This is a genomic window from Geobacillus sp. LEMMY01 (assembly GCF_002042905.1).
Taxonomy (GTDB): domain Bacteria; phylum Bacillota; class Bacilli; order Bacillales; family Anoxybacillaceae; genus Geobacillus; species Geobacillus proteiniphilus.
The window spans coordinates 181,680-206,792 of record NZ_MVKA01000002.1 but is presented as its reverse complement, the minus strand read 5'-3'; the positions used below and the strand labels follow the sequence as shown (position 1 = coordinate 206,792).

Sequence of the window (25,113 nt, the reverse complement as noted above, 5' to 3'; positions counted from 1 at the left end):
GCTGTCCTTAGTACGAGAGGACCGGGATGGACGCACCGCTGGTGTACCAGTTGTCCCGCCAGGGGCACCGCTGGGTAGCTATGTGCGGACGGGATAAGCGCTGAAAGCATCTAAGCGTGAAGCCCCCCTCAAGATGAGATTTCCCACCGCGTGAAGCGGGTAAGATCCCTCGAAGATGACGAGGTCGATAGGTCCGAGGTGGAAGCGTGGCGACACGTGGAGCTGACGGATACTAATCGATCGAGGGCTTAACCTAGCAAGAAAAGTGGAGGCCGCCCGCTTATCGGCGAGGTGCGCTGGAGGGCCTGCGAGGAGGCTCGAACCAAGCAAAGCTTGGTTCTGCGTGGGTGGTATCACAGGAGCGTAAGCAATGTGTCGCCGCCGCAGCAGGACCGAAGCGTCGCGAGCCGATGGCGGCTGGAACTAGACAGTACGAAAAGTGGAAGCGCCGCGATTAGCTCTCGAAGCCAAATGTTCTTCACCCGCAGGGGTGCTTGCACCCCGAGGGGGAAGGTTATTTGGCAGAAGAGAGCTAGGCGCTGGAACTGGACAAAGAAAAGCGCAGGCGAGCGGCTTCTTCCAACGGTTATCTAGTTTTGAAGGAATGAATTTTTCTCATGATGCGGAAGTAGTTCAGTGGTAGAACACCACCTTGCCAAGGTGGGGGTCGCGGGTTCGAGTCCCGTCTTCCGCTTTTCCATCATGCGCTCGTAGCTCAATTGGATAGAGCATCTGACTACGGATCAGAAGGTTAGGGGTTCGAATCCTCTCGAGCGCGTTTATTAACTAACTTCAAAAAAGGTATTGACAAAAAAACAATTAGCGATTATATTTTTATTGCAGTCGTTTCTAAGACAAGTCCTAATGATATTGATCATGCGGGTGTAGTTTAATGGTAAAACCTCAGCTTCCCAAGCTGAAGTCGTGGGTTCGATTCCCATCACCCGCTTTCCTTTTATTTTTATTGTGTAATCGGAGAGATCCCCGTTTTAAAGCGGGGATATTAGAGTGTGATCCGTATCATGTCCCAGTAGCTCAGCTGGATAGAGCAACGAGCAAAGTCATCTTCGAAATGGCTACGAGTTGTCCCGACGCACCAAGCTTCCTTGAGTAGGCTTGTAGAGGAAGGGACAGCGGGAATATTGGGGTGTCCTGTTGATTATGTCCCAGTAGCTCAGTTGGATAGAGCAGCGGCCTTCTAAGCCGTCGGTCGGGAGTTCGAGTCTCTCCTGGGACGCCATTTCCATACGAAAAGAACGCGCAAAAGGCGCTGGAACGAAGTTCTCCGATCGCCAGGAAAGAAGATTGATTCCATGTGCGAGAGGGGAATTTTTTATTTGGTTATAAGAGCCGACAGTGGGAATATTGGAGTGTTCTGTCGATGATGTCCCAGTAGCTCAGCAGGATAGAGCAACGAGCAATGACTTCTATGAACCCGCTACGAGTTGCCCCGACGCATCCATCTTCTCGAGTAAGCTTGTAGAGGAAGGGGCATCGGCCCTAAGCCGTCGGTCGGGAGTTCGAGTCTCTCCTGGGACGCCACTTACATACGATTCGTTCGGGTTAAAATCCTCAAAACCCTTGATACGACCGCGTTTGCGGTCGTTTTTCATTTTTTGGGAATCCCGAAAAAAAACGATAGGATCCGAAAAAATTTTGCACGAATTTTGCACCGTGATCACAAGGCATTATAGAGTTCCACCATGGTTTGATCTACCTGCCGCGATTCTTTTTGTTCCTTCTCGTCTATGATGTGAGAGTAGAAATCTTCATCTGAAAGAGCGTGCAAACGTTCCGAAAGAATGTGCAAAATCCAGAATAATCCGTAAAAATTTTGCACATGATTTCCGAATCCTCCTGAAATAATTTGAAAAAGGGATTCTGAAATAATGTGCTAATTTACATTAAGATATTATGAAGAGAATGTTAATTATATTTGTATTATAATTACAAATATTGAATAAAAAATGATTAGTGTTATTATTTGTATTGAAGGAAATCCTCCTCATCCAGATATAGGCGATTATGGAGACCCTGACAAAAGAGAATGGAAACAGTATATATTATCCTGATACAAATGAAGAAAGTGTGATGAGGTGTCCATTAAAAAAGGAGAGATTAATATATGCTAAGTAGTTTTTTTGCTTCGGTTCTTCTTGGCTTATCTTTATCAATTCCGATTGGTCCTATTAACATAGAAATGGTGAAGCGGGGAATAAAGTACGGATTTTTTCATTCATGGGTTGTCGGATTGGGAGGAATGTCAGCGGATATTGTACTAATGTTTGCCATCTTTTTTGGCTTATCCGTTTTTTTAACAAAATCTGTTGTACAGCTCATCATGTGGTTTTCTGGTTTCTTAATTTTGTGTTATTTGGGTTATGATAGCATAAAGGAGGCATTTAAAAAGGTTGAAATAACCGGAGAGGTTAACAAAGAAGGTTTATTCAAATCATATCTTTCTGGCTTCTTTATAGCTATATCGAATCCACTTAATATTGTTTTTTGGGTTAGCATCTATGGATCTGTATTAGCGATGGAATTGAATTCTATTGAAAGGTATCATGCACTTGCTAAAAGTAGTGCGATATTTCTGGGGATCGCATTATGGGATTTTACAGTAGCACTCTCTGTACATTTGGGAAGAAAAATGATAAGTCAAAAGTGGCTAAAATGGTTATCTGTTGCTGCAGGGATTTCTTTGATTGGATTTGGTATAAGCTTTGGATATAGAGCCTTTAAAACGTTTCTACATATGATATAAGTTTCGGTATCTAAAATCGTTATGATATACGGTACATCTCTCCGAAGCAATCTCTTTATTGACAGGGAGAGTATTTAATGTATCAAGCCATAAAAATAAAAGCCTCCTTTTGGTTTACATCTCACATTTCGCACCCTGACAGGGTAGAAAGAAAGGATTTTTTATTTCGTTTTTCAGGCAGGTCCATTCATCCTTGAAATATCAATAATTTTGTGATGTGCTTGTTATCCCTTCTGGGGGGACGCCATTTACATACGAAAGGAACGCACGAAGTAGCGTGAAAAAAGTCTCCTATTGCGAGCGCCGGATCAGAGGGCGCTGTGATAGGAGACTTTCGTTTTTGATTAAACATATACGGCGAAATCGCACGGAAATAAATCTCCTATCGCGGTTTAGCTGAATTGTGATGGGAGATTTTTTTCTTCCGTAGGCAATAGAACCTCTATTTGTCTGGGCCGGGCTTGCCGACCTTTCTCTCTTTTGGCATCGCACGCTTACTGCGATCGCAGAAGCATTTTTTCGTTAATGGAACAGCTGTGTTTTGTCTTGCAAATGAAAACAAATTGAAACGTTCCTTTCCGCGAAAGTTTGTTAAAATATATAGAATAGAAATAAAATCATAAAACGTGCCATACAATGAACATGCATGGCAAATATACGAGTCAGGTGATCGACATGGGGTTTGAACAGCAACTTGTTCATAAAACATTTTACGAGACGTTGATCGAGGCGGGAGAACGCGACGTTGTCAGCGCGCTTGGCGATATTTTTTTCACGGCGCATCGGGATGGCGCTGATTTGTCGTCGATTCGCTTTGCCCAAGGGGAAGTGTATTTCCACCGCCGCGATTATGAGGCGGCGATCTTTAAATGGGAACAAGTCCATCACGACGATTTGCGCCCGTGGGCGCAAAAAAACATCGCCGACAGCTACTATGAGCTTGGGCGGCTCGAGCTGGCCGAGGAGCTGTACCGTTCGATTGAGACGGCAAGCGAAACGTTGCATGCGGAAATCATTTTGCGTCTGTTTTCGCTCTACCGTGAGTTGGGGGAAAAAGCGAAAGCGGATGATATGATTAAGCGCGGCGTGACGTTGTATCCGGATTATCCGAACATGACCGAATGGGCGCGCGCCTTTTTCGAGGAGCAAGGTGATTGGGAAAGCGCCGTCGAGCTTGCTTTAGGAGAGGCGGTGCGGACGTCGGCGCGCCGCTGGGCGGACATCTTGACCGGTTATGTGGAACAAGGACATGCGCGAACGATGGCGCCTGCGCGGTTTTCACGCTGCCTGGCGCTGTTGTACGAAACGGATCGCGTGAAGTTTGAACGGCTTGTGCAGGCGCTATGGAACGGTTATCGGGATGGAGACCTCTATTTTTCGTGGCTCGCGGAGTGGAACCGCCTCTATGACGAGTTGGCGATCGGCCGCGACTACGACTGGAAGCGAATTCCCGACCTTTTAGGGGAAGCCTATGCGGGATTGATGAAAGGGCCGTACCGATTGAAAGAGTTGGTGGAAGTTGTTCCACCGCTTGTCAAAAGCTGGGCGAGTTTAGCCGACGGTCCGGAGACAGCGGTGGCCGCGGCTGCCGTGTTGGCGTGGAGTGAGAAATTTCCTGAGGCGTTTGAAGAAGATACGGTCAACGACGCCGCTAAGCGGCTCGTCCATGCGAAACGGCAAGCTGGGGAAGCGGGTGTGTCGCTATTTGAAGAAATTGCCGATTGGGCGGAAGAGCAGCGGGCGGGCTCGCATTTCCGCTTCCTCTGGTTCGTGCGGCAGCTGTCCGATTCGCGGACGCATTTCATTTTGGTCGCTGGGGCGTCACGCCATGAGCGGTTGGCGTTTTTGCGGACGTTGGTCGGGGAGGCAGCGTTGGCGGCGCCGTCTGCGCCGGTGCTTGCGTGGAGAAACGGCGGGGAGATGGAAGTCGCGAAAATCAGCGACGACCAGTTTACCGTTTTTTCGAGCATTGACGAATTTCAACAGGCAACGGGCGGCCGCGGAAGCCGGTTTCCCGATGATGTCGTTATCGAGTGCAGAGCACCGTTTTCACTCGTGCCGCAAGGGATTGTCTTGTTGGATATCGGCCCGCTCGGCGGGCGCGCTTCATCCGACCATGAAGCGCTTGTGTCGTTTTCGCTTGCTGATAGCATTCTTTTTCTTCTCAACGGCGAGGATCCGTTTTCTAGCGCCGATGAACAGTTGATGCTGCAGCTTCGCGAGCGGGCGCCGTCTGCGCCGATGTACGTTTTGCTTCCTCCGGGCGACGGGATGGTGGATGAAGAGGAGACGGCGAGAATCGTTGAGGAAGTGGAAGCGCACGTTCGTACGATCGTTCCGGAAGCCAATGTCATGGTCTATTCGCCGCATGCGCCAAGCCGCAAGCAGCAACAAGCCCTCGTCGGCTGGCTTGAGGAGATGCGCCGCTGCGTGTCCCCTGTCCGCCGCGAGGAAGCGATTTTAACGACGATCCGCCAGTTCATCGCTCATTTGTTCCGGCAGCGGGCCGAGGCGGAAAGCCGACTGGCGGAGCTGGTCGTATGGAAAAAAGAAATGGCGGCCAAACTCAGCGGCGCCATTCATCAGCTTGGCGACCTGCAAGAGGAGAAAACGGCCAAAACGGCAAAGTCGTTCCGCACCGTCTTGGCGGAAATGCGGGGCGAGCTGTCAGCGGCGATTCCCGATCTGTTGCGCAACATGGCGGATCTTGTGAGCGAAGACAGCGATTTTTCCCGCTTGCATCTTGAACTGAACGACAAAGCGAACGAACGGCTTCGCGCTTATCTCGATGAAGAGGCGCTGCCAAAGCTGCGCCGCGCCATGGAACAGTGGATTGCAGCGACGGAAGACGAATTCAACGAATGCCAGGTGTTTTTGCATGAAATGGGCGAAGGGTTTAACGCCATGTTCGGCGAGGAACGGCTCAAGCTCGAATGCGACTTTCGCATTCTCGCCGATTGGCGGCGCGATACGGATCGGTTGATCAGCGGGGTGCAAGTGGGCAAGGTGAACTTTTTCTTGCGGAGAACGCCAAGCCAGCTGCTGTTGAAAGGGGCGGGCAAACTGCTCGGTGCCTTTGCGCAAAACAAGGCGATGCTGGCGCAAAAGTATAAGCAGTTCATCCAGGCGCAAGATTACGCTGAGGTGGTGGAGGCGATCATCCAGCAGTTGCTACTGCCGTTTGAATGGTTTGCCAAATCGCTTGAACGCGACGTTACCCAATTTTTCCATTCGCCATTAACGGCGCTCGATGAAACGTTGAAACGGCTGGAGCTGGAGATCGCTGCCCAGGAAGGCGAGCTCAAACATATGCGCAAAAACCCTGAGGCGTACCGCGACCCGCTCGTGCTCTTTGGCATTCGTTTGCGGCAATGCGAGCAGCTGGCGCAGGCGGCATCTGCCGCTGTGCACTTGCTGCAGGACGAAAACAAACCAATCAGTTCGGTCTAATGGTTCCGTGCGGAACCGTGCTTGAACGGAATAAGGCTGCGTCAACGGTCGGGTCTGGCCGCTCGTTTGGCGCAGCCTTATTGTTTAGAGCTGGCAAAACCGATTACGACAGTTCGAATGCCCAGTTGCCATTGCGGAAAATCGGCTCGCGCTTCCCGTCTTTCGTCACGCCGTCAATGTTCAGCTCAGCTGAGCCGATCATAAAGTCGACGTGGACGAGGCTGTCGTTGACGCCGCGACGGTCGAGTTCGTCTTTGGACAACGACGCGCCGTTTTCGATATTGGTCGGATACGCCTTGCCGAGCGCCAAATGGCAAGCGGCGTTTTCGTCAAACAGCGTGTTGTAAAAAATGAGATTGGACAGCGACACCGGCGATTGGTGCGGCACGAGGGCGACTTCCCCGAGGCGGCGCGCCCCGTCATCGGTGTCAAGCAAATGCTTAAGCGTCTCATATCCTTGTTCGGCGCTGAAGTCGACGACTTGACCGTCTTTGAAAGTGAGCGTAAACCCATCGATCACGTTGCCGTTGTAATTGAGCGGCTTCGTGTTGCGCACCGTGCCGTTGACGCCGTCTTTATGCGGCATCGTAAACACTTCTTCGGTCGGAATGTTTGGATTGAAGCGCACGCCGCTTTGGCTGGTCGCCGCGCCGCCGTGCCAGACGTGGCCGTCGACGAGCTCGACCGTGAGATTGGTGCCGGGCGCTTCGTAAACGAGCTGTTTGTATTGCTTGTTGTTTAAGTAATCGACGATGCGGGCGAGCCGATCGTTATGTTCGCGCCAGGCAGCGATCGGATCGTCATGATCGATGCGGGTGATGCGGAAAATCGCTTCCCATAATTTGTCGATGGCTTCTTCATCACGCAGATCGCCAAATACTTTTTGCGCCCAAGCCGGCGTGGGGACGGAAATGAGCGACCAGCAGTTCCGATCGGCCATAATGGCGCTTCGGTAGTTGGCGAGCGCTTGAGCCGCTGTTTTATTGGCGGTCGCGATCCGCTTTGGATCGACGTCTTTTAACAAGTCAGGATTCGGGGCGTAAATGGATAAAAAGGCAGCGCCTTGTTCGGCGAGTTCTTCCATCGCTCTCGCCCGCCACATCGGATACTCGGAAAACGCTTCCTCAGGGGCGTGTTGAAATTTGATGTATGTAAGCGCCTCGTCGTTCCACTCGACATACACGTGCTTCGCCCCGGTTTCGTACGCGGTTTTGGCGATTTTGCGGACGAGCGGCGCCGCCTCGAGCGGGGCGTTGACGAACAGCGTTTGCCCGGGCTGAATGTTCACGCCCACCTTCACCGCCAGCTCGGCATATTTGTTTAATTCGTTTTCCCAACGATCCACTTCGGTCACTCCTTTTTTTGGTGTCAAGTCCACTTTAATACAATGTTGTTCCCTTTGGCAACTTTCATACAGCCCGGCCGCTGGAATAAACGACATACCATGATCATAAAAGTAATAATAAAAGAGAAGACAGCAGGAAGGGAAAACGATTGGACAGCAGCGCCGGCATTGTCGTCTCCGCACGATGGCAATGCCGGCTTTTTCTACGAAAGGGGGGATGGCTGGAAGAGAAGGAGAGCACGGAGCGATGGCGGCCAAGCGAATGATACAACGGGGAGGAGAAACGATGAATGGCATCATTTTGGCGGAGCTCGTCCTTTACTGTTTGGTCATTGCGGCGCTTGGATATCGGTACGGAAGAAGAGAGATGAGCCACTCCGATTTTTTGCTTGGCGGAAAAAAACTTCCCGGTTGGGCGCTCGCGTTTTCCGAGCGGGCGACAGGCGAATCGGCATGGCTGCTGCTTGGCTACACCGGGTTTGTGTTTGCGAGCGGGCTTTCTGCCATTTGGGTGGCCGTCGGCATTGTCATCGGCATTGTGTGCGCCTGGCTCTTTTTGGCGGACCGTTTCCGCCAAGAGGCAGAGCGACATGGAGCGCTGACTTTGCCGGGCTATTTAGCCAAGCGGTTCGGCGCCCACGGGCGAACGATTTTGTGGCTTTCGACGGTCCTTATTTTCAGTTTTATGATGTTTTACTTTAGCGCGCAAATCGCCGGTGCGGGCAAGACGTTGTTTGCCGTGTTTCATATCGATCCGAAGCTTGGCATGGTCATCAGTGTGGCGATTGTCATCATTTTGTCGTATACCGGCGGCTTTGTCAGCGTCGTTTGGACGGATATGATTCAAAGTGTGCTTATGCTGGCCACGCTCGTCATTTTGCCCATTGTGGCGCTCGTGGAAATTTACAGCGGCGGGCTGTCGATCAGCGCGGCGCTTCATCAGGCCAAACCGGGCCTCGACTCATGGACGGGCGGGGCAGCCGGTTTTGCGCTCGGGCTATTGTTGTTTAACAATTTTGCCTGGTTTTTCGGCTATCTTGGCGGCCAGCCACAGTTGAGCGTTCGCTTCATGGCACTAAAAGACACCCGCGAGGCGAAAACGGCGAAAACAGTGGCCATCATTTGGACGCTGCTGGCGTATGGCGGAGCGTTTTTGATCGGCCTTGCTGCGCTCGCGCTTTACCAAAATCAATCTTTCGCCGATGTTGAAACGGTGTTGCCGCATATGGCGTTGGATTTGCTGCCGCCGTGGCTGGCGGGGGTGCTTTTGTCGGGCATTTTGGCCGCCATCGTGACAACAGCTGATTCGCAGCAGCTTGTGATCACCAGCTCCATTAGCGAAGATATTGTCCGCCGCTCGCTGCGCCTCTGCCTGTCGGAAAGGCAGCTTGTCGCCCTTTCCCGCGCGGTGGTGGTCATCGCCGGGCTGCTTGGCTTGGTGCTGGCGATGACATCGGAAACGCTTGTGTATTTCATTGTCAGCTGGGCGTGGGCGGGAATCGGCTGCACGCTGTCACCGGTGATTTTACTCTCCTTTTTCTGGAAGCGGTATTCCGGCATCGGCGCCATCGCGACGATCGTTGCCGGTTTTGTCAGCACGGTCATTTGGATTTCCTCGCCGCTTGAAGCCATCATTAGCTCACGGTTTACGACGTTTGCCATTGCCTTAATCGCCGGCGTGCTGTTTAGCCTGTTGTTTCCTGACCGGCAGCAGGCGAGGTAACCTGCCAAGTGGCTGATACGGATGCCTCCCCCGCGCGGCAAGGGGGGCATCGCTGTCATTGCTGTTCGCTGTCCAAAAACTGACGTACGATCTGCGCGCATGCCTCTCGATCGTATCGGTGGTAGAAAGTCGTTGCAAACCGAGCCGGATCGCCGAAGAAAAACCGCTCATACAGCGTTTGCCGCGTCCCGAAGGCACTCATCGCCATATCCCAGGCGAAGCTGATTGGTTGTTCGAAAAAAGGAAATCGACGAATGACAGCGAAATTCTATTCATATGGATGAAGCAGAGGACATGAACAATTGGATGAAAGCGTTTTCTAAGCAAAAAATGCTGACCGTTCAGTATTCTATCGAAAAAAGGGGGATCATGGTGGAGAATTTGCGGCAATTAACAGACGAACTGATGGCGAAAAAAGCGCTCGCTGCGTTGGGCGGCGGCGAAGAGAAAATCGCCAAGCAGCACGAGAAAGGGCTGCTAACGGCCAGAGAGCGGATCGACCTGCTTGTGGATGCAGGAACCTTTATCGAGTTCGGACAGCTGAACGCGTCCGACCAGCCCGGCTTGGAAGAAACAACGTATGGAGACGGGCTTGTCGCCGGCATCGGCAAAGTGAATGGCCGCCCGGCGGTCATCATCGCCGGGGATAAAACGGTGCTCGCTGGAACGGAGGGGAGCGTTCATTTGCGCAAGTCGCGGCAAATGCATGCGTTGGCTGTGCGCAATGGCTTGCCGATGTTTTTCCTCCATGAAGGCGGCGGGTTGCGCATGCCGGACGGGATGGGGTCGGACGGGATCAGCGACAAATTGTTCCCACGCGAGCTGCTCACCCACCACCGGCAAGTGCCGACGATGGCGGCGATTTTGGGGGACAGCTACGGTGGGCCGACATGGACGGCGGTCAGCTGCGATTTTGTCACGCAACTGAAGGGGACATGCATGGCGATCGCTGGGCCGCGCATGCTCGAATTGGCGAATGGGCAGCGCGTCGCGCCGGATGAGCTCGGCGGCGTCGACATCCACCATCAATATACCGGACAGATTGACGCCGATGGCGAGACAGAGGCAGAATGCATCGAGCAACTAAAAAGGTTTTTTTCATACATGCCGCAAAACGCGAACGAGCGGCCGCCGATGCGGAAGACGGACGATGACCCATACCGGATGGTTGAGGAAGTGTTTTCAATTTTGCCGGACAAACGTAGCCGCGTCTATGATATGCGAAAAGCATTTGATCGACGATGTCATCCATCCGGCGGAGACGAGAAAATTCCTTTGCCAGACACTTGAATATTTGCTTACATCCAAGCGCGAAAAAAGCGAGCGCTTGCTCGCCGCTTGGCCGACGGGGTTTTAACGGAAGTCAGTGGGAAGCCATGCCCCACGTTACCATGGACTCGGGGGGTTGCGCCTAGTTGTGCGCCCTCCTTTCCACTGATATCTACGTGGGAAAGCCAGAAAAGACATTGACAGTCGAATGGAAATGGAATATTCTTTAATTAATATCGAATCGTTTATTCAACATTTAGATGTTTTTCTAAATATCTAACTATATACATGTATGAAAACCTGTTCACATTGGCGCATAAGAAGCAACGACAAATGAAAGCTCTCCCGGTGGCCTCCCAACCCCCTTAAGACGCATCCAAAAATCGTTCACAAGGTGGGATCACCCTTGTCATTCAACGAAGCGTTTAAAGCGATCGCCGACCCGACGCGCCGGAAAATTTTATCTTTGTTGCGAACAGGGGATTTGACGGCAGGGGAAATCGCTTCGCATTTCGATATGCAAAAACCGAGCGTATCGCACCACTTGAAAATTTTGAAACAGGCTGATTTGGTGCAGGACCGTCGGGAAGGCCAGCATATCTATTACTCGCTCAACACGACGGTTTTCCAAGATTTGCTCCGCTGGTTTTACGATTTTGTCGAAAAGGGGGAGAAACATGGTGAAGAGTAATAGGCTTGCGATCGTGCTTACAGTTTTCGCTTATGTCATCAGTCTGGCTGCCATTCCTTATTTGCCGGATCAAGTGGCGATTCACTGGAACGCAGCGGGTGAAGCTGATGGCTTCAGCAACAAATGGGTTGGCGCGTTTTTGCCGCCTCTATTGATGACAGGTCTCCTTATTTTCATGAGCGCATTGCCGAAGTTTGATCCGAAAAAAGCCAACTACAGCCGCTTTCAAAAAAGCTATCGTATTGTCAACGCGGCGCTTGCCTGCTTTTTCTTGCTCCTGCATATTGTAACGTTGGCGTACAATCTCGGCTTTCCAGTCGATGTTGGGCTGCTTGTGCCGATTGGTGTTGGGGCGCTGTTGATTGTGCTTGGAAACTACATGCCAAAAATCAAACCTAATTATTTTATCGGCATCCGCACACCGTGGACGTTGGAAAGCGAGGCCGTTTGGAACAAAACGCACCGCCTTGGCGGCAAAGTGTTTATCGCAATGGGAATGTTGTCGATGTTGACCGCATTTTGGCGCGGGGAGATGCAGTTTGTCTTGTTGATCGTCATCATCATTTTTGGCAACTTATATATCATTGTTCAATCATTTCTCTATGAACAGCAAGAACAGCGCAAACGTTCATAAATAAGCGAGAGGGGGAGAGGACGTGGGAATGATCGGTGCGGCGGTGCAACTCGCCATTTCACTGTTTGTTCCAGTCGGTCTCGTATGGTACGGAAGAAAAAAAGGATGGCTTTCATGGAAAGCGCTCGGCGTCGGGGCTGTTGTGTTTCTCGTTTTCTCACAAGTATTGGAAAAAGCGCTGCACATCGCTGTGCTCGAACCGGGCCGGCCGGCGTTAAAAGGAACAGACAGCGTTTGGCTCTTTGTCCTGTACGCGGCGCTTGCCGCTGGCGTGTTTGAAGAAATTGGCCGCTATGTCGGGTTCCGTTGGCTGCTAAAGCAACATCGCGGATATGGCGATGGTTTATCATTCGGGCTTGGGCACGGCGGGACGGAAGCGGTATTGCTCGGGGTGGTTGGCGCGGTCAACGTCATCGTGCTTGCGAGCCTGATTCAATCCGGATCATTCGACAAAACGATCGCCCCATCGCTTCCGGCAGGACAGGCGGAGCTGATCAAGGAGCAAGTGTTGCACACGCCGTTTGCGATGTACGTGTTAGGCGGCTTGGAACGGCTGTTTGCGCTTACAGTGCACGTGGCGCTGTCGCTCCTCATTTTGTTTGGGGTGCGGGAGAGGCAATTCCGCTATGTCCTGTACGCCATTTTGATCCATGCGGCGATGGACGTGATGCCGGCGCTTTACCAAGCGAAAGTGGTCACGAACGTTTGGGCGGTCGAAGCGGTGCTGCTCATTTGGGCGGTCGCCGCTGTTTCGTTCATTCGCCGCATGAAACCGGCATTCGAACAGGGAGGAGAGAAACGATGATTCGTGTAAAACGACTTGACCATGTGCAAATAAATCCAAAAGCGGGAGAAAGGACGCGTCCTTTCTCTCGCTTTTTTGCGGTCAAGCATGCTCTTCTAAGCTTGCGACCGGCACGCTTTGCTTTTGATTCGGGTTGTCAAGCGGGTGAATCGTTGCTACGCCTTTTTGTTGGTCAACATGCTCAATGTAAATGCGCTGGCCGTTGTACGTGACGTTTGCCATCACCGGCGACGACGCGATTTCTTGCGCCCGACGGACATCCATTTCCAACACCTCCTTTTTGCAGGTAACATGGATAGTATGCCATTCTTGCGGTCGAACTATGCTTTTTTCCATACGCATCGGTGAGCAAAACATTCCTTCGATGGTCGCGCGATGAACGTCTGACCTGTTTTTTAAAGGGACAAAGGATGAAAATTTATTTCTGAAACATTGTGCTAAATAATCATTCAAACTATGCTAGCCGATCGAACGGTTTTAATGTAAACTATTAATAAAATTATGTTTACATATTTAAAGGGGGATGGGGATGAAAACCGAACTGACCGCCCAACTGCACGAATGGGAACAAAAAGCGCAAAAACGCCAGCTGCGCCGGGCAGAGGCTTCAGGCGCTACGGTCATCCTGAACGGAAAGCCGATGTTGAATTTAGCGTCCAATAATTATTTAGGGTTGGCGGATGACCAACGGCTCATCGAAGCGGGCTGCGAGGCGATGAGAGCATATGGGGCAGGAGCGGGTGCGTCACGGCTCGTCGTCGGCAACCATCCGCTCTATGAGCGGGCGGAAGCCGCGTTGAAACAGTGGAAAAAAGCAGAGGCGGCTCTTATTTTCAACAGCGGCTATACGGCCAACATTGGCGTGCTGACGGCGTTAATCGGCCGAGATGATCTTGTCTTTAGCGATGAGTTGAACCATGCAAGTTTAATTGATGGCATCCGCTTGAGCAAAGCCGCCTGTTTCCGCTATCGACATAATGACATCGATCAGCTGGAATCATTGTTAAAGCAATCTCCGCCCGCGAAGCGGAAATGGATCGTCACCGATGCCGTCTTCAGCATGGACGGCGATATGGCGCCATTGAAGGAGCTGGTTGAGTTGAAGCGGCGTTACCGTGCCGTTTTGCTCGTTGACGAAGCGCACAGCGGCGGCGTGTTCGGACCGAACGGTGAAGGGCTGCTTCACCATTTCGGGCTTGAGAAGGAAGAGGATGTGATCGCCATCGGCACCTTCAGCAAAGCGCTTGGCAGCTTCGGAGCGTATGTAACGGGAGAGCCGTGGCTGGTCGACTATTTAATCAACAGCGCCCGCAGCTTGATTTTTACAACCGCCTTGCCGCCATCGGTCCTTGCCGCCAATGAAGCCGCCATTCATATTGTCCAAGCTGAGCCAAAGCGGCGCGAGCGGCTGCACGCCCTAAGCGAAAGATTCCGCACTAAGCTGAAGCGGCTTGGGTTTGACACAGGCGGCAGCGAGACGCCGATCGTTCCCGTGATCGTTGGCCCGAACGACCGAGCCGTGGCCATGAGCGAGCAGCTGCAAGAAGCTGGCATCGCGGCCGTCGCCATCCGGCCGCCGACCGTCCCTGAGGGGACAGCGCGCATTCGCTTTTCCATTACCGCCGCGATGACGGAAGAAGACATTGATATGGCCGTTGACTGCATCGCTTTGGCCGGGAAGCGGATTGGACTGATTTCGTAGGAGGAAACAGCATCATAATGATGGAACTGATGGAACGCGGGAGAAGAAAAACAAAAAACCAGCCGGACGTTTTTTCGGCTGGTTTCCTTCGATCGGGATGACAGGATTTGAACCTGCGACCCCACGCACCCCATGCGTGTGCTCTACCAAGCTGAGCTACATCCCGAAATGGATGGTGAGACATTTCCGATTATACAAGAAAAGCAGGACAAAATCAATGGCGAATTTTGCGTTGAGTCGGAAAAGGATGCCGTTGAAAGACTAGCGGCATCCTTGTTGCTGACAAGTCTGCTTTTTTGTTTCCTGTTTTCATGCTCATTTGAACGTATCTTCCTCTGTCTGTCCGCCTCTGCTTTTGCGACAGAGAATTCGCCATTGATTATACGACAAAGCATGCAAGATATCCCGCTAAACACGAGTGTTGATTATCCAAAATTAGACATACGTCTTCCATAAATTTGGGCATACTCAAACAAAGCAGCGGCCATCCCGGATTTCCAATCGAGAGGAAGCTGCCCAGAGAAAAAACGGCGAACAAACGAAATGAAGGAAAGAGAGACGTTCGTCCGTTTTTTGGTTTGATCATACAGCCATCGCAGCAACACATACGCAATGAACGCCCCAAACAGCTGATTGTATACCGCATTTTCCGTCGTGCCAAACAAGGTTGGGACATTCAGATATTGCTTTACCCAGCGGAAAAAGACTTCAACGGTCCAACGTTGTTGGTACATGTCGGCAATGGTTTCCGCAGACGCATGGAAGAGATTCGTCACGACCCGAATGTCGCGGCCATTTGCATCTCGAAAGATCACTACCCGGTGACGCTTGGTCGATCGGCATTGTTTCGTCCCCAACTGGCACGTGAAGTCGGCTTGAACCGATGAAGATGTGCTGGAAAGGCGTTTCAAGCTTTTTTTCTGATGAAGTTCGATGTTGTCCTTCATTCGAATGACAAAGAGCTGATGCTGCTCCACAAATCGATCGAGGCGTTCGATTTTGAAATACGCCCGGTCTTCCACGAGCACTTGTTGAGCGTTCGTCAACTGTTCTCCCACTGGGCCATCGTGACGCAGTCCGGTCGTTTCCACCACGTCTGCCGGCAGCGAGGATTCCGGCGAATACGCGACGTGCAGCTTCACTCCGGCGCGTTCGCCGTGATACGGAGCCCATGGGAGGCGGTTTTTCCCGACCGTGACGGCCGTCGAATCCACCACCCGAAGCGGTTTGGGAAACCGAAGCGAGCGGCGGGTTTGGCGGTTGCACTTGGAAATGATCAACGCCAACAAGCGTTTCATGATGTCATAGGGAACTTCTTTCGCTTTCTTGGATACTGTGGAATAATGGAATCGCGGCAATCCATACAGAGGCCCCACGTCAGCTCCATGGCGAAAGCTTTTCCATTGATGCATGGCGGCCAGCAGGAAGAAGTGAATCAACTCGCGCAACGTAAAGGTTCGAGACGAATCACGATACCCAACCGCTTCGGCAATCAGTTGAATCTCTTCATCCGAAACAAGTTTTTGCATCAAATTCGGGAGTGTGGTATGCTTGTTCATAGTGAGCACCTCCTGGGTTTGTTTGTGTCGTTACTCACATTCTACAGGAAAGGTGCTCTTTTTTCTATACCCTTTGGATTTTATTGGATAATCAACACGCCTGAATTGAGTCATTAACGTTTCCTAATTTTTTAAGAGGAAATTTACAGTGAAGATCATTTCGTCTGTGGATATAAACTTGGAGACACAAGACACCAAATAAAAACAGCTGCCCTTCGTCTTCAGGCAGCTGTTTCTCACAGACGGCCAAGCTATCCCCAGCAGGCCGCAATTGGCATGGGCCTACGCCAACTGCAGCGCAAAGTGGCCATTCAACCCGAGCGCTTCGGCTGTGGACGCTTGCACTTGCCGCAAAAGCGGTTCGTTTTTCATCAGTGATTCGCCGTAGGACGGAATCATTTCTTTCACTTTCGGCTCCCATTCTTTCATCCGTTCCGGGAAGCATTTCTCAATCACTTCTAACATCACATGAACCGCCGTCGATGCGCCTGGCGAAGCGCCGAGCAACGCCGCGATCGAGCCATCTGCCGCATGGACGACTTCCGTGCCGAATTGCAGCGTCCCCTTGCCGCCGGATTCGGTGTCTTTAATCACTTGCACGCGCTGACCAGCGACGATGATGTCCCACTCTTCACTTTTCGCTGTCGGGACGAATTCACGCAGTTCTTGCATGCGCTGTTCTTTGGACAACAGCACTTGCTGGATCAAATAGTTGGTCAAGGCCATATTTTTCACGCCCGCCGCCAAGATCGTCAATACGTTATGCGGCTTGATCGAGGTGAACAGGTCGAGCATCGATCCGTTTTTCAAAAATTTCGGCGAAAAACCAGCAAACGGCCCAAACAACAGCATTTTTTGATTGTCGATGAACCGCGTGTCCAAGTGCGGCACCGACATCGGCGGCGCGCCGACTTTCGCTTTGCCGTACACTTTCGCATGGTGCTTTTCCACAACCTCCGGGTTGTTGCACACCATAAACAACCCGCTCACCGGGAAACCGCCAATCCCTTTCCCTTCTGGAATGCCGGATTTTTGCAACAAGTGGAGGCTGCCTCCCCCGGCGCCGATGAAGACGAACTTGGCCGCATGGCGCTCAACGGTGCCAGTGTCCAAATTCCGCACGTTCAGCTCCCACGAACCATCGCTTGTCCGTTTCATATCCTCGACGTGATGGCGGTAGTGGATCTCGACGCCCTTCCGCTTTAAATGCTCAAACAGTTGGCGCGTCAACGCCCCGAAGTTCACGTCCGTTCCCGATTCAATCCGCGTCGCCGCGATCGGTTCCTTCACAACCCGACCTTCCATGATGAGCGGCACCCATTCGGCCAACTTTTTCGGATCATCGGAAAATTCCATCCCTTTAAACAGCGGATTGGCCGCCATCGTTTCGTGCCGCTTTTTCAAAAACGCCACATTGTCTTCCCCTTGCACCAAACTCATATGCGGCAGCGGTCGAATGAACTCTTTTGGATTCTTGAGCACCCCGCTGTTCACTAAATGAGCCCAAAACTGCAAGGAAACGTAAAATTGTTCATTGATTTTGATGGCTTTGCTGATGTCGATTGACCCATCGGGCTTCTCAACGGTGTAGTTCAGCTCGCAAAGCGCCGCATGCCCGGTTCCGGCGTTGTTCCACTCGTTGGAGCTTTCCGCTCCTGCCTCTTCCAGTCTTTCAAAGACGACAATGTCCCACTCTGGCGCCAATTCCTTGAGCAGCGTCCCCAACGTCGCGCTCATAATGCCAGCACCGATTAAAATAACGTCCGTTGTTTGTTTGTTCCCCATGTTTACCATCCCTATCCACAGAATAGTTGCAAAAGAGCGGTGAGCGACCGCTCGAAACAACCCCATCGTTACCCTGTTGGTTTTTTGAGGGCGATTACAAGATTTATTATAACACAATTTATTAATAGTATGTCATTATTATTGATCACAACCAAAAATATATCAATATAATGAAATGATTGGTTGCACATTCACTGTACCAACATTGCCAACGAGCATCGCCCTATATATTGATTCTACAAAATAGTTGAATATTTCGCCACCACTCCGGAGAAAAAAGTGCAGAAATTTTTAACCGTATTGCAAAACTTCCGTGAAAAGCAGCATAAAACATTGGATCCCATTCCTAAGTATAATAAAAACTTCTTCCCCGTCTGGCAGCGGACGACGTTTTCACCACCCATCCTCCCTCTTTGTCCCATCCTTTGCAAATGCATTCTCCCCTAAGAGAACAAGCAAGGCAATGCGCAGTTGAAACATCCTTCCTTGGCACAAACAAAAAAGCGGCGCATGCCGCTTTTGAAACAACAGGGCGACTTGACGATTCCATCCTTCGCACTCTGTCGTTATCTATCAACTTTGTTTTGACACCTTACATGTCAAACGGACATACTTTGTATGCTCACTGATTCAAGTTCACCTCAAACTGGAACGGTTTGATATCATCATCGGTTCAATGGGCTTCGATAGGATCGAAATCGGCGCTTCCCTTCGCCAGCAACCCGATTCACATCACTGTGGGAAATGTGGACATCACGGCGTCCATGAGAAAGCCGCAAGCGATTCAACCGTTGATTCAGTTTCGTTTGATGAAGCAAATAGCCGACCAGAGGCAAACCGGCATAGGGAGTGAGAGGCTCATCCGTCAATACCAAACGAATCGGGAAGTCTTTCATGATTTCACCTGCTTAGTGAAGAATCATGGATCGTGCTTGTCCTTATCCTATCAACGGTTCGCGGGAATTGTAAAGATGTTTGGTCACGGATTCAGGTAATAAAAAACAAAAGCAACCAACCATGCACAATGCACGATTGGCTGCTTGTCATTGCCTAGCAACGTAATTTGGACTTGACCCTCGTGTGCCCCTATTCCCTTTCATCTAGCCCTTAAGCAAGGCGCGAATTTCTTCTTCCGAAAGATCGACCAACCGAGCAATGTCTTCCGCCGTCATTCCTTTGCGCGCCATGTTGCAGACGAGCCGCTTCATTCCTTGTTTCATCTCACCTCATGATGAAGATGCTCACCAACTATCATTCGTGAGCACGAGGTGAAAATCCTGCATGGACGACATAAAAAAATGGTGAGCCAGAAAAAAAGCTCTCCGTTTTGTGCTTGCTCGCTCGCCGTCACACAAACGGCAGCGAACGCGAGTGAAAAACACTCAGTTGAAAAAGGCTGCCTCAAAAAGTTATGTCATCATCACCTTTTGAGACCGCCCTTCAGTAAGTACAACGCCACGACTAGCGTTTGCTTTTACTTTCTTAGAACGGCCGGCGGGTATTTCAGCTCAGGATGCAACGTTTCAAACACATCAGCAACATTTAATATCGTTCCTTCCCCAAAGACTGGGCCGATGATTTGCATCCCTACGGGAAGGCCTTGAACAAAACCGCACGGCACCGTTACAGCAGGCAAGCCCGTCAAGTTAAACGGTCCTGTAAAACGGATGATATGGTCAAGAAAGTTCACTTCCTCTCCATTGATCCATACCGTATCCTGCCCGATTTTTGGAGGGAGAAACGGAATGGTTGGAGTGATCAAAACATCTACCCTATTGAATATTTCCATGAACTCGCGATCCAATTGCAAACGAATTTGTTGCGCTTCCAAGTAGTCTACAGCGGAAGGGATTTCTCCAAGCTTTAAAAGGAAACGGACATCATCGCCAAAATCTTCTTCCCTTTCTACTAAATGATTGTGATGAATAGCGCTGGCTTCTGAAAGAATCGTGATCATTTCCGCATACTGCGCATATTGCAATGTTGGAATTCGCACGGTTTCTACAACAGCACCTTCGCGTTCCAAAGAAGCAATCGCCTGTTTAACTGCTCTTTCGACTCCTTCATCCACATGATCAAAGAAGTACGGTTCTATGCCAATTTTTACACCTTTAACAGACTCCATGAATTGTGTGGAATAACTCGTTGTAGGGGCATCGGTGGAAGTAGGATCTTTTGGGTCGTATCCTGCCATGGCTTCTAAAATATAGGCGGCGTCCCTCGCCGTTTTCGCCATCGGACCGATATGGTCCAACGACCATGCAAGCGGGAAACAACCATATTTGCTTACTAGTCCATAGGTGGGCTTTAAACCGACAATGCCGCAAAACGAAGAAGGAATTCGAATCGAACCACCGGTATCTGTTCCTAGGGAAGCAATCGTCATATGCGCCGCCGTTGCGACCCCCGATCCTCCGCTTGAGCCTCCGGGAATGCGTTCAGGATCCCAAGGATTTCGGGCAGGTCCGAAATGAGGATTATTGTTCGTTGCTCCCCAAGCATACTCATGCAAGTTTGTTTTTCCAGGAAACACTGCTCCCGCTTCCGTCAACTTCTCGATTACCGTCGCACTGTAAGTTGGCCGGAAGTTTCGGTGAATTTTTGACCCCATCGTTGTTGTTTCATTAGCTACGTAAAGAATATCTTTGATTGCTATGGGAATGCCATGTAGCGGGCCGCGGTAATTTCCAGATAGGATTTCCGATTCCGCAAACTCAGCTTGCTTGCGTGCTTTCTCTGCTGTCACCTCTATATAGGCATTCAGCTTATCGTTTAATGTTTCGATTTGTTCGAGTACATCGTCAACGAGTTCAACAGGTGAAACTTCTTTGTTTTTTAGAAGAGGGGAAAGTTCAGAGATTGTTTTCGTATTTAGCCGTTTTTCCACGATACACACCTCCCGGTTGGTGGACGACGCCAATATCTGCCTCATTCAAACCGAGTTTTTCGACTCCCTGTTTTAGTTGCTGAATGGCTTTCCACTGATGCTCAAGCATCATCAATTCCTGTTCCGAACACTTAATCCCTTTTTCTCTTAATTTCTTTTCTATGCTACTGCTCATTTCGTTTCCTCCCTTCTATTTTTTTATTATATATTACAAGAATCAGATTTCAAAATATTATAACTTGATATAATTGACTAAATATACATTCATTTATTTGACAACGCTCCCCTGAATTTTCTAAAATATAGTTATGCATCACCTATCGAAAAATCGCTTGTCTTGTTCGCTGATTCGTTGCCCTCGATCCAAGATGTAACCAATCCCAAAATCTAAAATAAAGAAGGGAACGCCATGGAAGCGAAACAAACCGTGTTTGTCAATGAGTTCACTAACGGCATCTTAGACCCTCATGGAAACATGCTTGGCCCCGTGCAGGATGGGGGATACATTGTCGCCAATACTACTCCTGGCTGCTGGGGACCGATGATCACCCCTTGCATCCGCGGTGGCCATGAAGTGACAAAGCCCGTTTTTGTCGAAGGCGCTGAAGTAGGAGACGCCATTGCGATTAAGATCAAATCGATTCGCGTCACATCTATAGCCACATCCTCAGGAAATGATAAGCCAATGGAAGGACGGTTTGTCGGCGATCCGTTCGTTGCTGTCAAATGCCCACAGTGCGGAACGATGTACCCGGAAACGAAAATCGAAGGGATCGGCCCGGAAGCCATTCGGTGCGCGAATTGTGGCGCGGACGTGACTCCATTTGTATTTACGAACGGCTATACGATGACGTTTGATCCAAACCGACAAATCGGCGTGACCGTGCATAAAGAAGCGGCAGAACACATCGCTCGACAAGGACGGTACTACATGGCGACACCCGACAACTCCGTCCAAAACCCGATCGTCACGTTTGCGCCCCATGACTTAGTCGGAACGGTGGCCAGACTCCGCCCGTTCCTCGGACAGCTCGGCACCACCCCGGCGCGTCCGCTACCGGATTCACATAACGCTGGCGACTTTGGCCAATTTCTGATCAACGCCCCACATGAATACGGGATTACGAAAGAACAGCTGGAAGATCGCACGGACGGACATATGGACATTAACCGTGTACGCGAAGGCGCCGTGTTGATCTGCCCTGTGAAAGTGCGGGGCGGAGGCGTTTATCTCGGTGATATGCATGCCATGCAGGGCGACGGGGAAATCGCCGGGCATACGACCGACGTATCTGGCATCGTCACCCTTCAAGTGAAAGTGATCAAAGGGTTGACCATTGACGGACCGATTCTTCTTCCTGTTGCTGAGGACCTCCCCTACTTGGCAAAGCCATTGACAAAAAAAGAAAAAGAGATCGCCCTCGATTTGGCACAATCATGGGGAGTAAACAAATTGGAAGAATCGTTGCCGATTTCCTTTGTCGGGACAGGTGCCAACCTAAATGAGGCAACAGAAAACGGGTTGCAACGGGCAGCGAAAACGTTAGGCATCTCTGTCCCTGAGGTGATGAACCGTGCCACGATTACCGGCGCCATCGAAATTGGCCGACATCCTGGGGTCATCACCGTCACCTTCTTGTGCCCAGTTCGTTATTTAGACAAGATTAGCTTGACCTCACTTGTGTATGACCAATACCGCGACGTTTTGGAGTAAACAAGCAAACCAACAAGCGTGTTGATTAACCATTAAAAACCAGTTGACATCGCTCTATTCCTAGCTTTTCTGCCGTAGTCGGCTAAGCTAGCTTGCCGACTGGGATTATTACCATGCCCTCCTCGAACAATGAACGCTTTGCGGGCAAATGTAATTTGCCCGCCGGCGTTCTTGTTCGAGGGAAGAGACAGAAAAGCTTGTGTTCAGCCATATGATTCTGTGTTTTTTAGTAAAATAATGGATAATCAACACTCGTGTTTTTTGATTGTATTTTTCGAAGTGTGAGTAAAATATTTGTGGGTGACATTCAGGAATGATTCCCCGACGAGGGTTGCGAACTTTTGTTCGCGACGCTCGTCGGGGCCACCAAGCGAAGCGCGGTAGAAAAAAGCCAATCTCATGCAAAAAGGACTCTCTCCCTGCTATGATGATAATGACCACCATCAACCAAACAGGAGGGAGAGAGTCCATGAAACATCTTACCACAGAATGGCCTTTATTAAAAGAGCTGGAGGAGCAATTAGTAAGAACTCTTCAAAAGGTGTTCGCTGTCTTGTTGGCGGCCCTTTTGGAGGAGATYGATCAACAACTGGCGGAAGCGCGGGACAAGCGCCGGTATCAGCTGAAAGACAAACGGCCGACTACGATCCAAACGCTGTTTGGAGAAGTGACGTTTCGACGGAACTACTACTATGATCGGCAGACGGGGGCGTATACSTTCTTGCTGGATGCCGAACTGGGCTTTGATGGAGCGCAGTCGATCAGCCCTTGCCTCGAGGAAACGGCGGTCGAGTTGGCCGTAGAGTGCTCTTCCTACCGCAAAGCGGCCCGTACGTTGGAGTCGATCGTGGGGTATGCGGTCCTCAGCCATGAGGCGATTCGCCAACTGGTGCTGGAGGCCCATGTCTCGCTGCACCGCCCTGTTTCGGAACGGCACGGCCGAGTGCTGTTTGTCGAGGCGGATGGACTGTTCATTTCTCGCCAGGGGAAAGGGAAACGAGCGAAAGAAGAGAAAATCTTGGCGGTTCACGAGGGATGGAAACGAAACGGGTCGCAGCTCGAGCTCGTGAACCGGCGCCACTACCTCCATGAAGGGGCGGGAGACGTGTGGGAACGGTTGGAAGAGTGGCTGATGAAGGAATATGCCTATGATCCGTGCCGGGACCTTTTGATCATCAACGGCGACGCGGCGTCGTGGATCACGGCCTGCCGGGAGTATTTCGGAAAACGGGCCTGCTTTCAGCTGGATCGATTTCATGTGGCGCGGGAGCTGCGCCAATGCCTCTCGGGCCATCCGCGTTGGCGGGACGTGCGGAAGAAGCTGGCGAAACAAGACGAAACGGGGCTTTTGGTGGAGCTGAACAGCGCGGTCGGCACGTTGGGGGACGAAGGCAAAGAACAACAGCTGGCCGCCTTGATTCGCCGGATCGAGTCGATGCCGGGATGCATCCGGGACTACCGAGAGTGGCTGTCGGAGCAAGGGGTGGAGACGACCGGCATGCGTCCGATGAGCCACGCCGAGAGTGTGATGAGCCGGTTTGCGCATCGGGTGAAATCCCGCCGCAGCTGGAAAGACCAAGGGCTTCGGGCGTTTCTGAAGGCGATGGTAGCCCGAATCGACGGGATGTTGTGGAGAAAGGGGCGGTTGGAGGAGGAAGAGCCCCGGAGGGCAGCCTCGGCCTCGACGAAGTCCAAGCGGGTTGAACAGGCCAAACGGAAGGCAGGACGGTTGTTGGCGGATGTGATGCGACAAAACATCCCGTATCTTCAGCAGTCATCCGGGACGCCGATCCATCAAGCGTTGTCGGCGCTTCGGGATTTTGGTTGGGTGTAAAAAAATGGAATACAATATCATCACCTCAGGATGAGGGTGAGAGTTCGAAAGCGCTTACGATATCAATTCCTGAAAATGGTTCACTAACCGGTCATTTACAACGCCCGTAGTGAACCGAAAAAAAGTTCTCCACAAATGTAAATTATCACTTTATTTCGGAACAAAAGAGCCATTTTTTTGCACATTCTTTCAGAAAGCCCTCTCCCCTTTTCTGAAAGAATGTGCTAAATTTTTTGTGAATTATTTCGGAAGAGAAAATCCATCGGTTCAGAGGAGGGGAGGAGGACGTGATTCAATTTCATGACTTTGGCATTGACGTCCAAACGTATGCAGAGCGTGGAAAAGAAAACGACTTCCCTCTTCTGACACAGTGTCCGCATTGCCGGGCCAAGCGCCCGTTGCACCGCCACGGTTACTATGAGCGAAACGCATTGACCCCACATGGTGATGATCGCATTTGGATTGTCCGGTATCGCTGTCGGGAATGCTTGAAGACGGTGAGTGTGCTGCCTTCCTTTCTCCTCCCGTATTTTCAGTATACGTTGTCCGCCGTATGGCAAGTTGTGAAAGAGCAGTTGGGATTGACCGAGGGGACGAACCAGGCTCCGTTCCTCCCGACAAAGGACGGCATCATCTTTTATGTCCGACGGTTCTACCGAAACCTATCAAACCTTCATAGCTTTTTTGCGAGGCGGTGGAGGATCATAGGCCCTATCGTGAAAAAAGAAAAGGAACGGGCTTCTTGGTGGATCCGGACGTTGGAGGAACACGGTCTCTATTCGGTCATCAGAGAGATGTGGGAGGACGGATTCCGACACCCTTTTGCGAATTAAATAGGATCCTGATTTTACATACATATCCTAAATTGAAAATGATTGAGGTTCCCACAAACCTTTCCTATCGACGGAGAAAAAGCAATTCGGTACGATAAGGGCAGGAGGACCGGAACGG

At 50.9% G+C, this 25,113-nt stretch carries 17 protein-coding genes, 5 tRNA genes, 1 rRNA gene and 4 pseudogenes; 17 read left to right on the top strand and 10 right to left on the bottom strand.

Features of this window, described 5'->3' with window-relative positions; translation table 11 throughout:
* The 8 genes from B1A75_RS02680 to B1A75_RS02645 form a co-directional block, all read left to right on the top strand.
* A 23S ribosomal RNA gene (locus tag B1A75_RS02680) occupies window positions 1-256 on the top strand; the annotation flags it as partial.
* Window positions 257-622: 366 nt separating this feature from the next.
* Window positions 623-694: transfer RNA gene (locus B1A75_RS02675), tRNA-Gly, on the top strand.
* 10 nt (window positions 695-704) lie between these two features.
* Window positions 705-778 (top strand) — tRNA-Arg (locus tag B1A75_RS02670).
* A gap of 100 nt (window positions 779-878) precedes the next feature.
* Window positions 879-949: transfer RNA gene (locus B1A75_RS02665), tRNA-Gly, on the top strand.
* Window positions 950-1,163: 214 nt separating this feature from the next.
* Window positions 1,164-1,240: transfer RNA gene (locus B1A75_RS02660), tRNA-Arg, on the top strand.
* A gap of 727 nt (window positions 1,241-1,967) precedes the next feature.
* Entirely contained in the window at window positions 1,968-2,072 is a 105-nt protein-coding gene (locus B1A75_RS20605; protein WP_074043696.1) for a YqcI/YcgG family protein, read from the top strand.
* Window positions 2,073-2,125: 53 nt separating this feature from the next.
* Window positions 2,126-2,764 (top strand): LysE family translocator, encoded by a 639-nt coding sequence (locus B1A75_RS02650; RefSeq protein WP_074043695.1) that lies wholly within the window; start codon window positions 2,126-2,128, stop codon window positions 2,762-2,764.
* A 636-nt stretch (window positions 2,765-3,400) separates the two neighbouring features.
* Window positions 3,401-6,214: a tetratricopeptide repeat protein gene (locus B1A75_RS02645; RefSeq protein ID WP_079935686.1), complete on the top strand. Its 2,814-nt coding sequence runs from the start codon at window positions 3,401-3,403 to the stop codon at window positions 6,212-6,214.
* A gap of 103 nt (window positions 6,215-6,317) precedes the next feature.
* Here the strand turns inward: B1A75_RS02645 and B1A75_RS02640 are convergent, their stop codons facing one another.
* Complete coding sequence (locus B1A75_RS02640) at window positions 6,318-7,559, bottom strand: aminopeptidase (protein ID WP_079935685.1); 1,242 nt, start codon at window positions 7,557-7,559, stop codon at window positions 6,318-6,320.
* A gap of 286 nt (window positions 7,560-7,845) precedes the next feature.
* Here B1A75_RS02640 and B1A75_RS02635 point away from each other — a divergent pair, with 286 nt between their 5' ends.
* Entirely contained in the window at window positions 7,846-9,282 is a 1,437-nt protein-coding gene (locus B1A75_RS02635; RefSeq protein ID WP_079935693.1) for a sodium/proline symporter, read from the top strand.
* 55 nt (window positions 9,283-9,337) lie between these two features.
* On the opposite strand, the pseudogene B1A75_RS02630 reads toward B1A75_RS02635, so the two are convergent.
* Window positions 9,338-9,502 (bottom strand): annotated as a pseudogene (locus B1A75_RS02630) (4-hydroxyphenylacetate 3-hydroxylase C-terminal domain-containing protein); the annotation flags it as partial.
* 152 nt (window positions 9,503-9,654) lie between these two features.
* Here B1A75_RS02630 and B1A75_RS02625 point away from each other — a divergent pair.
* From B1A75_RS02625 to B1A75_RS02610, 4 genes and pseudogenes are all read left to right on the top strand, one after another.
* Window positions 9,655-10,518: pseudogene (locus B1A75_RS02625) on the top strand (carboxyl transferase domain-containing protein); the annotation flags it as partial.
* Between the two features lie 439 nt (window positions 10,519-10,957).
* Window positions 10,958-11,242 carry an autorepressor SdpR family transcription factor gene (locus B1A75_RS02620; protein ID WP_013524078.1) on the top strand — a complete coding sequence of 95 codons (285 nt, stop codon included), beginning with the start codon at window positions 10,958-10,960 and terminating at the stop codon, window positions 11,240-11,242.
* Complete coding sequence (locus B1A75_RS02615; protein ID WP_074043690.1) at window positions 11,229-11,876, top strand: SdpI family protein; 648 nt, start codon at window positions 11,229-11,231, stop codon at window positions 11,874-11,876. Before B1A75_RS02620 ends, B1A75_RS02615 begins: the two co-directional genes overlap by 14 nt.
* 22 nt (window positions 11,877-11,898) lie before the next feature.
* Window positions 11,899-12,681: a YhfC family intramembrane metalloprotease gene (locus B1A75_RS02610; protein ID WP_074043689.1), complete on the top strand. Its 783-nt coding sequence runs from the start codon at window positions 11,899-11,901 to the stop codon at window positions 12,679-12,681.
* A gap of 81 nt (window positions 12,682-12,762) precedes the next feature.
* Here B1A75_RS02610 and B1A75_RS02605 read toward each other — a convergent pair whose 3' ends face one another.
* On the bottom strand, window positions 12,763-12,945 hold the full coding sequence (locus B1A75_RS02605) for a small acid-soluble spore protein H (RefSeq protein WP_044743730.1): 183 nt from the start codon (window positions 12,943-12,945) through the stop codon (window positions 12,763-12,765).
* 265 nt (window positions 12,946-13,210) lie between these two features.
* On the opposite strand from B1A75_RS02605, the gene bioF reads away from it, so the two are divergent.
* Entirely contained in the window at window positions 13,211-14,383 is a 1,173-nt protein-coding gene (gene bioF, locus B1A75_RS02600) for an 8-amino-7-oxononanoate synthase (RefSeq protein WP_079935684.1), read from the top strand.
* Between the two features lie 92 nt (window positions 14,384-14,475).
* Here bioF and B1A75_RS02595 read toward each other — a convergent pair.
* From B1A75_RS02595 to B1A75_RS02555, 7 genes and pseudogenes are all read right to left on the bottom strand, one after another.
* Window positions 14,476-14,549, bottom strand: a tRNA-Pro gene (locus tag B1A75_RS02595).
* Window positions 14,550-14,808: 259 nt separating this feature from the next.
* Window positions 14,809-15,942: an IS4 family transposase gene (locus B1A75_RS02585; protein WP_079935682.1), complete on the bottom strand. Its 1,134-nt coding sequence runs from the start codon at window positions 15,940-15,942 to the stop codon at window positions 14,809-14,811.
* 282 nt (window positions 15,943-16,224) lie between these two features.
* Window positions 16,225-17,736 (bottom strand): malate:quinone oxidoreductase, encoded by a 1,512-nt coding sequence (locus B1A75_RS02575; RefSeq protein ID WP_079935680.1) that lies wholly within the window; start codon window positions 17,734-17,736, stop codon window positions 16,225-16,227.
* Window positions 17,737-18,403: 667 nt separating this feature from the next.
* Window positions 18,404-18,623: pseudogene (locus B1A75_RS02570) on the bottom strand (IS1380 family transposase); the annotation flags it as partial.
* 204 nt (window positions 18,624-18,827) lie between these two features.
* Window positions 18,828-18,947 (bottom strand): annotated as a pseudogene (locus B1A75_RS02565) (DUF4351 domain-containing protein); the annotation flags it as partial.
* Window positions 18,948-19,201: 254 nt separating this feature from the next.
* On the bottom strand, window positions 19,202-20,614 hold the full coding sequence (locus tag B1A75_RS02560; protein WP_079935679.1) for an amidase: 1,413 nt from the start codon (window positions 20,612-20,614) through the stop codon (window positions 19,202-19,204).
* Complete coding sequence (locus B1A75_RS02555) at window positions 20,580-20,789, bottom strand: hypothetical protein (RefSeq protein WP_079935678.1); 210 nt, start codon at window positions 20,787-20,789, stop codon at window positions 20,580-20,582. The genes B1A75_RS02560 and B1A75_RS02555 overlap by 35 nt, the downstream gene beginning before the upstream one ends.
* A gap of 234 nt (window positions 20,790-21,023) precedes the next feature.
* Between B1A75_RS02555 and B1A75_RS02550 the strand changes: the two genes are divergently transcribed.
* From B1A75_RS02550 to B1A75_RS20175, 3 genes are all read left to right on the top strand, one after another.
* Entirely contained in the window at window positions 21,024-22,328 is a 1,305-nt protein-coding gene (locus B1A75_RS02550) for an acetamidase/formamidase family protein (protein WP_079935677.1), read from the top strand.
* Window positions 22,329-22,797: 469 nt separating this feature from the next.
* Window positions 22,798-24,162 carry an ISLre2 family transposase gene (locus B1A75_RS02545; protein WP_254866590.1) on the top strand — a complete coding sequence of 455 codons (1,365 nt, stop codon included), beginning with the start codon at window positions 22,798-22,800 and terminating at the stop codon, window positions 24,160-24,162.
* 287 nt (window positions 24,163-24,449) lie between these two features.
* Window positions 24,450-24,995, top strand: a complete 546-nt coding sequence (locus B1A75_RS20175) for a DUF6431 domain-containing protein (protein WP_079935676.1) — start codon at window positions 24,450-24,452, stop codon at window positions 24,993-24,995.
* The last annotated feature ends 118 nt before the right edge of the window (window positions 24,996-25,113 follow it).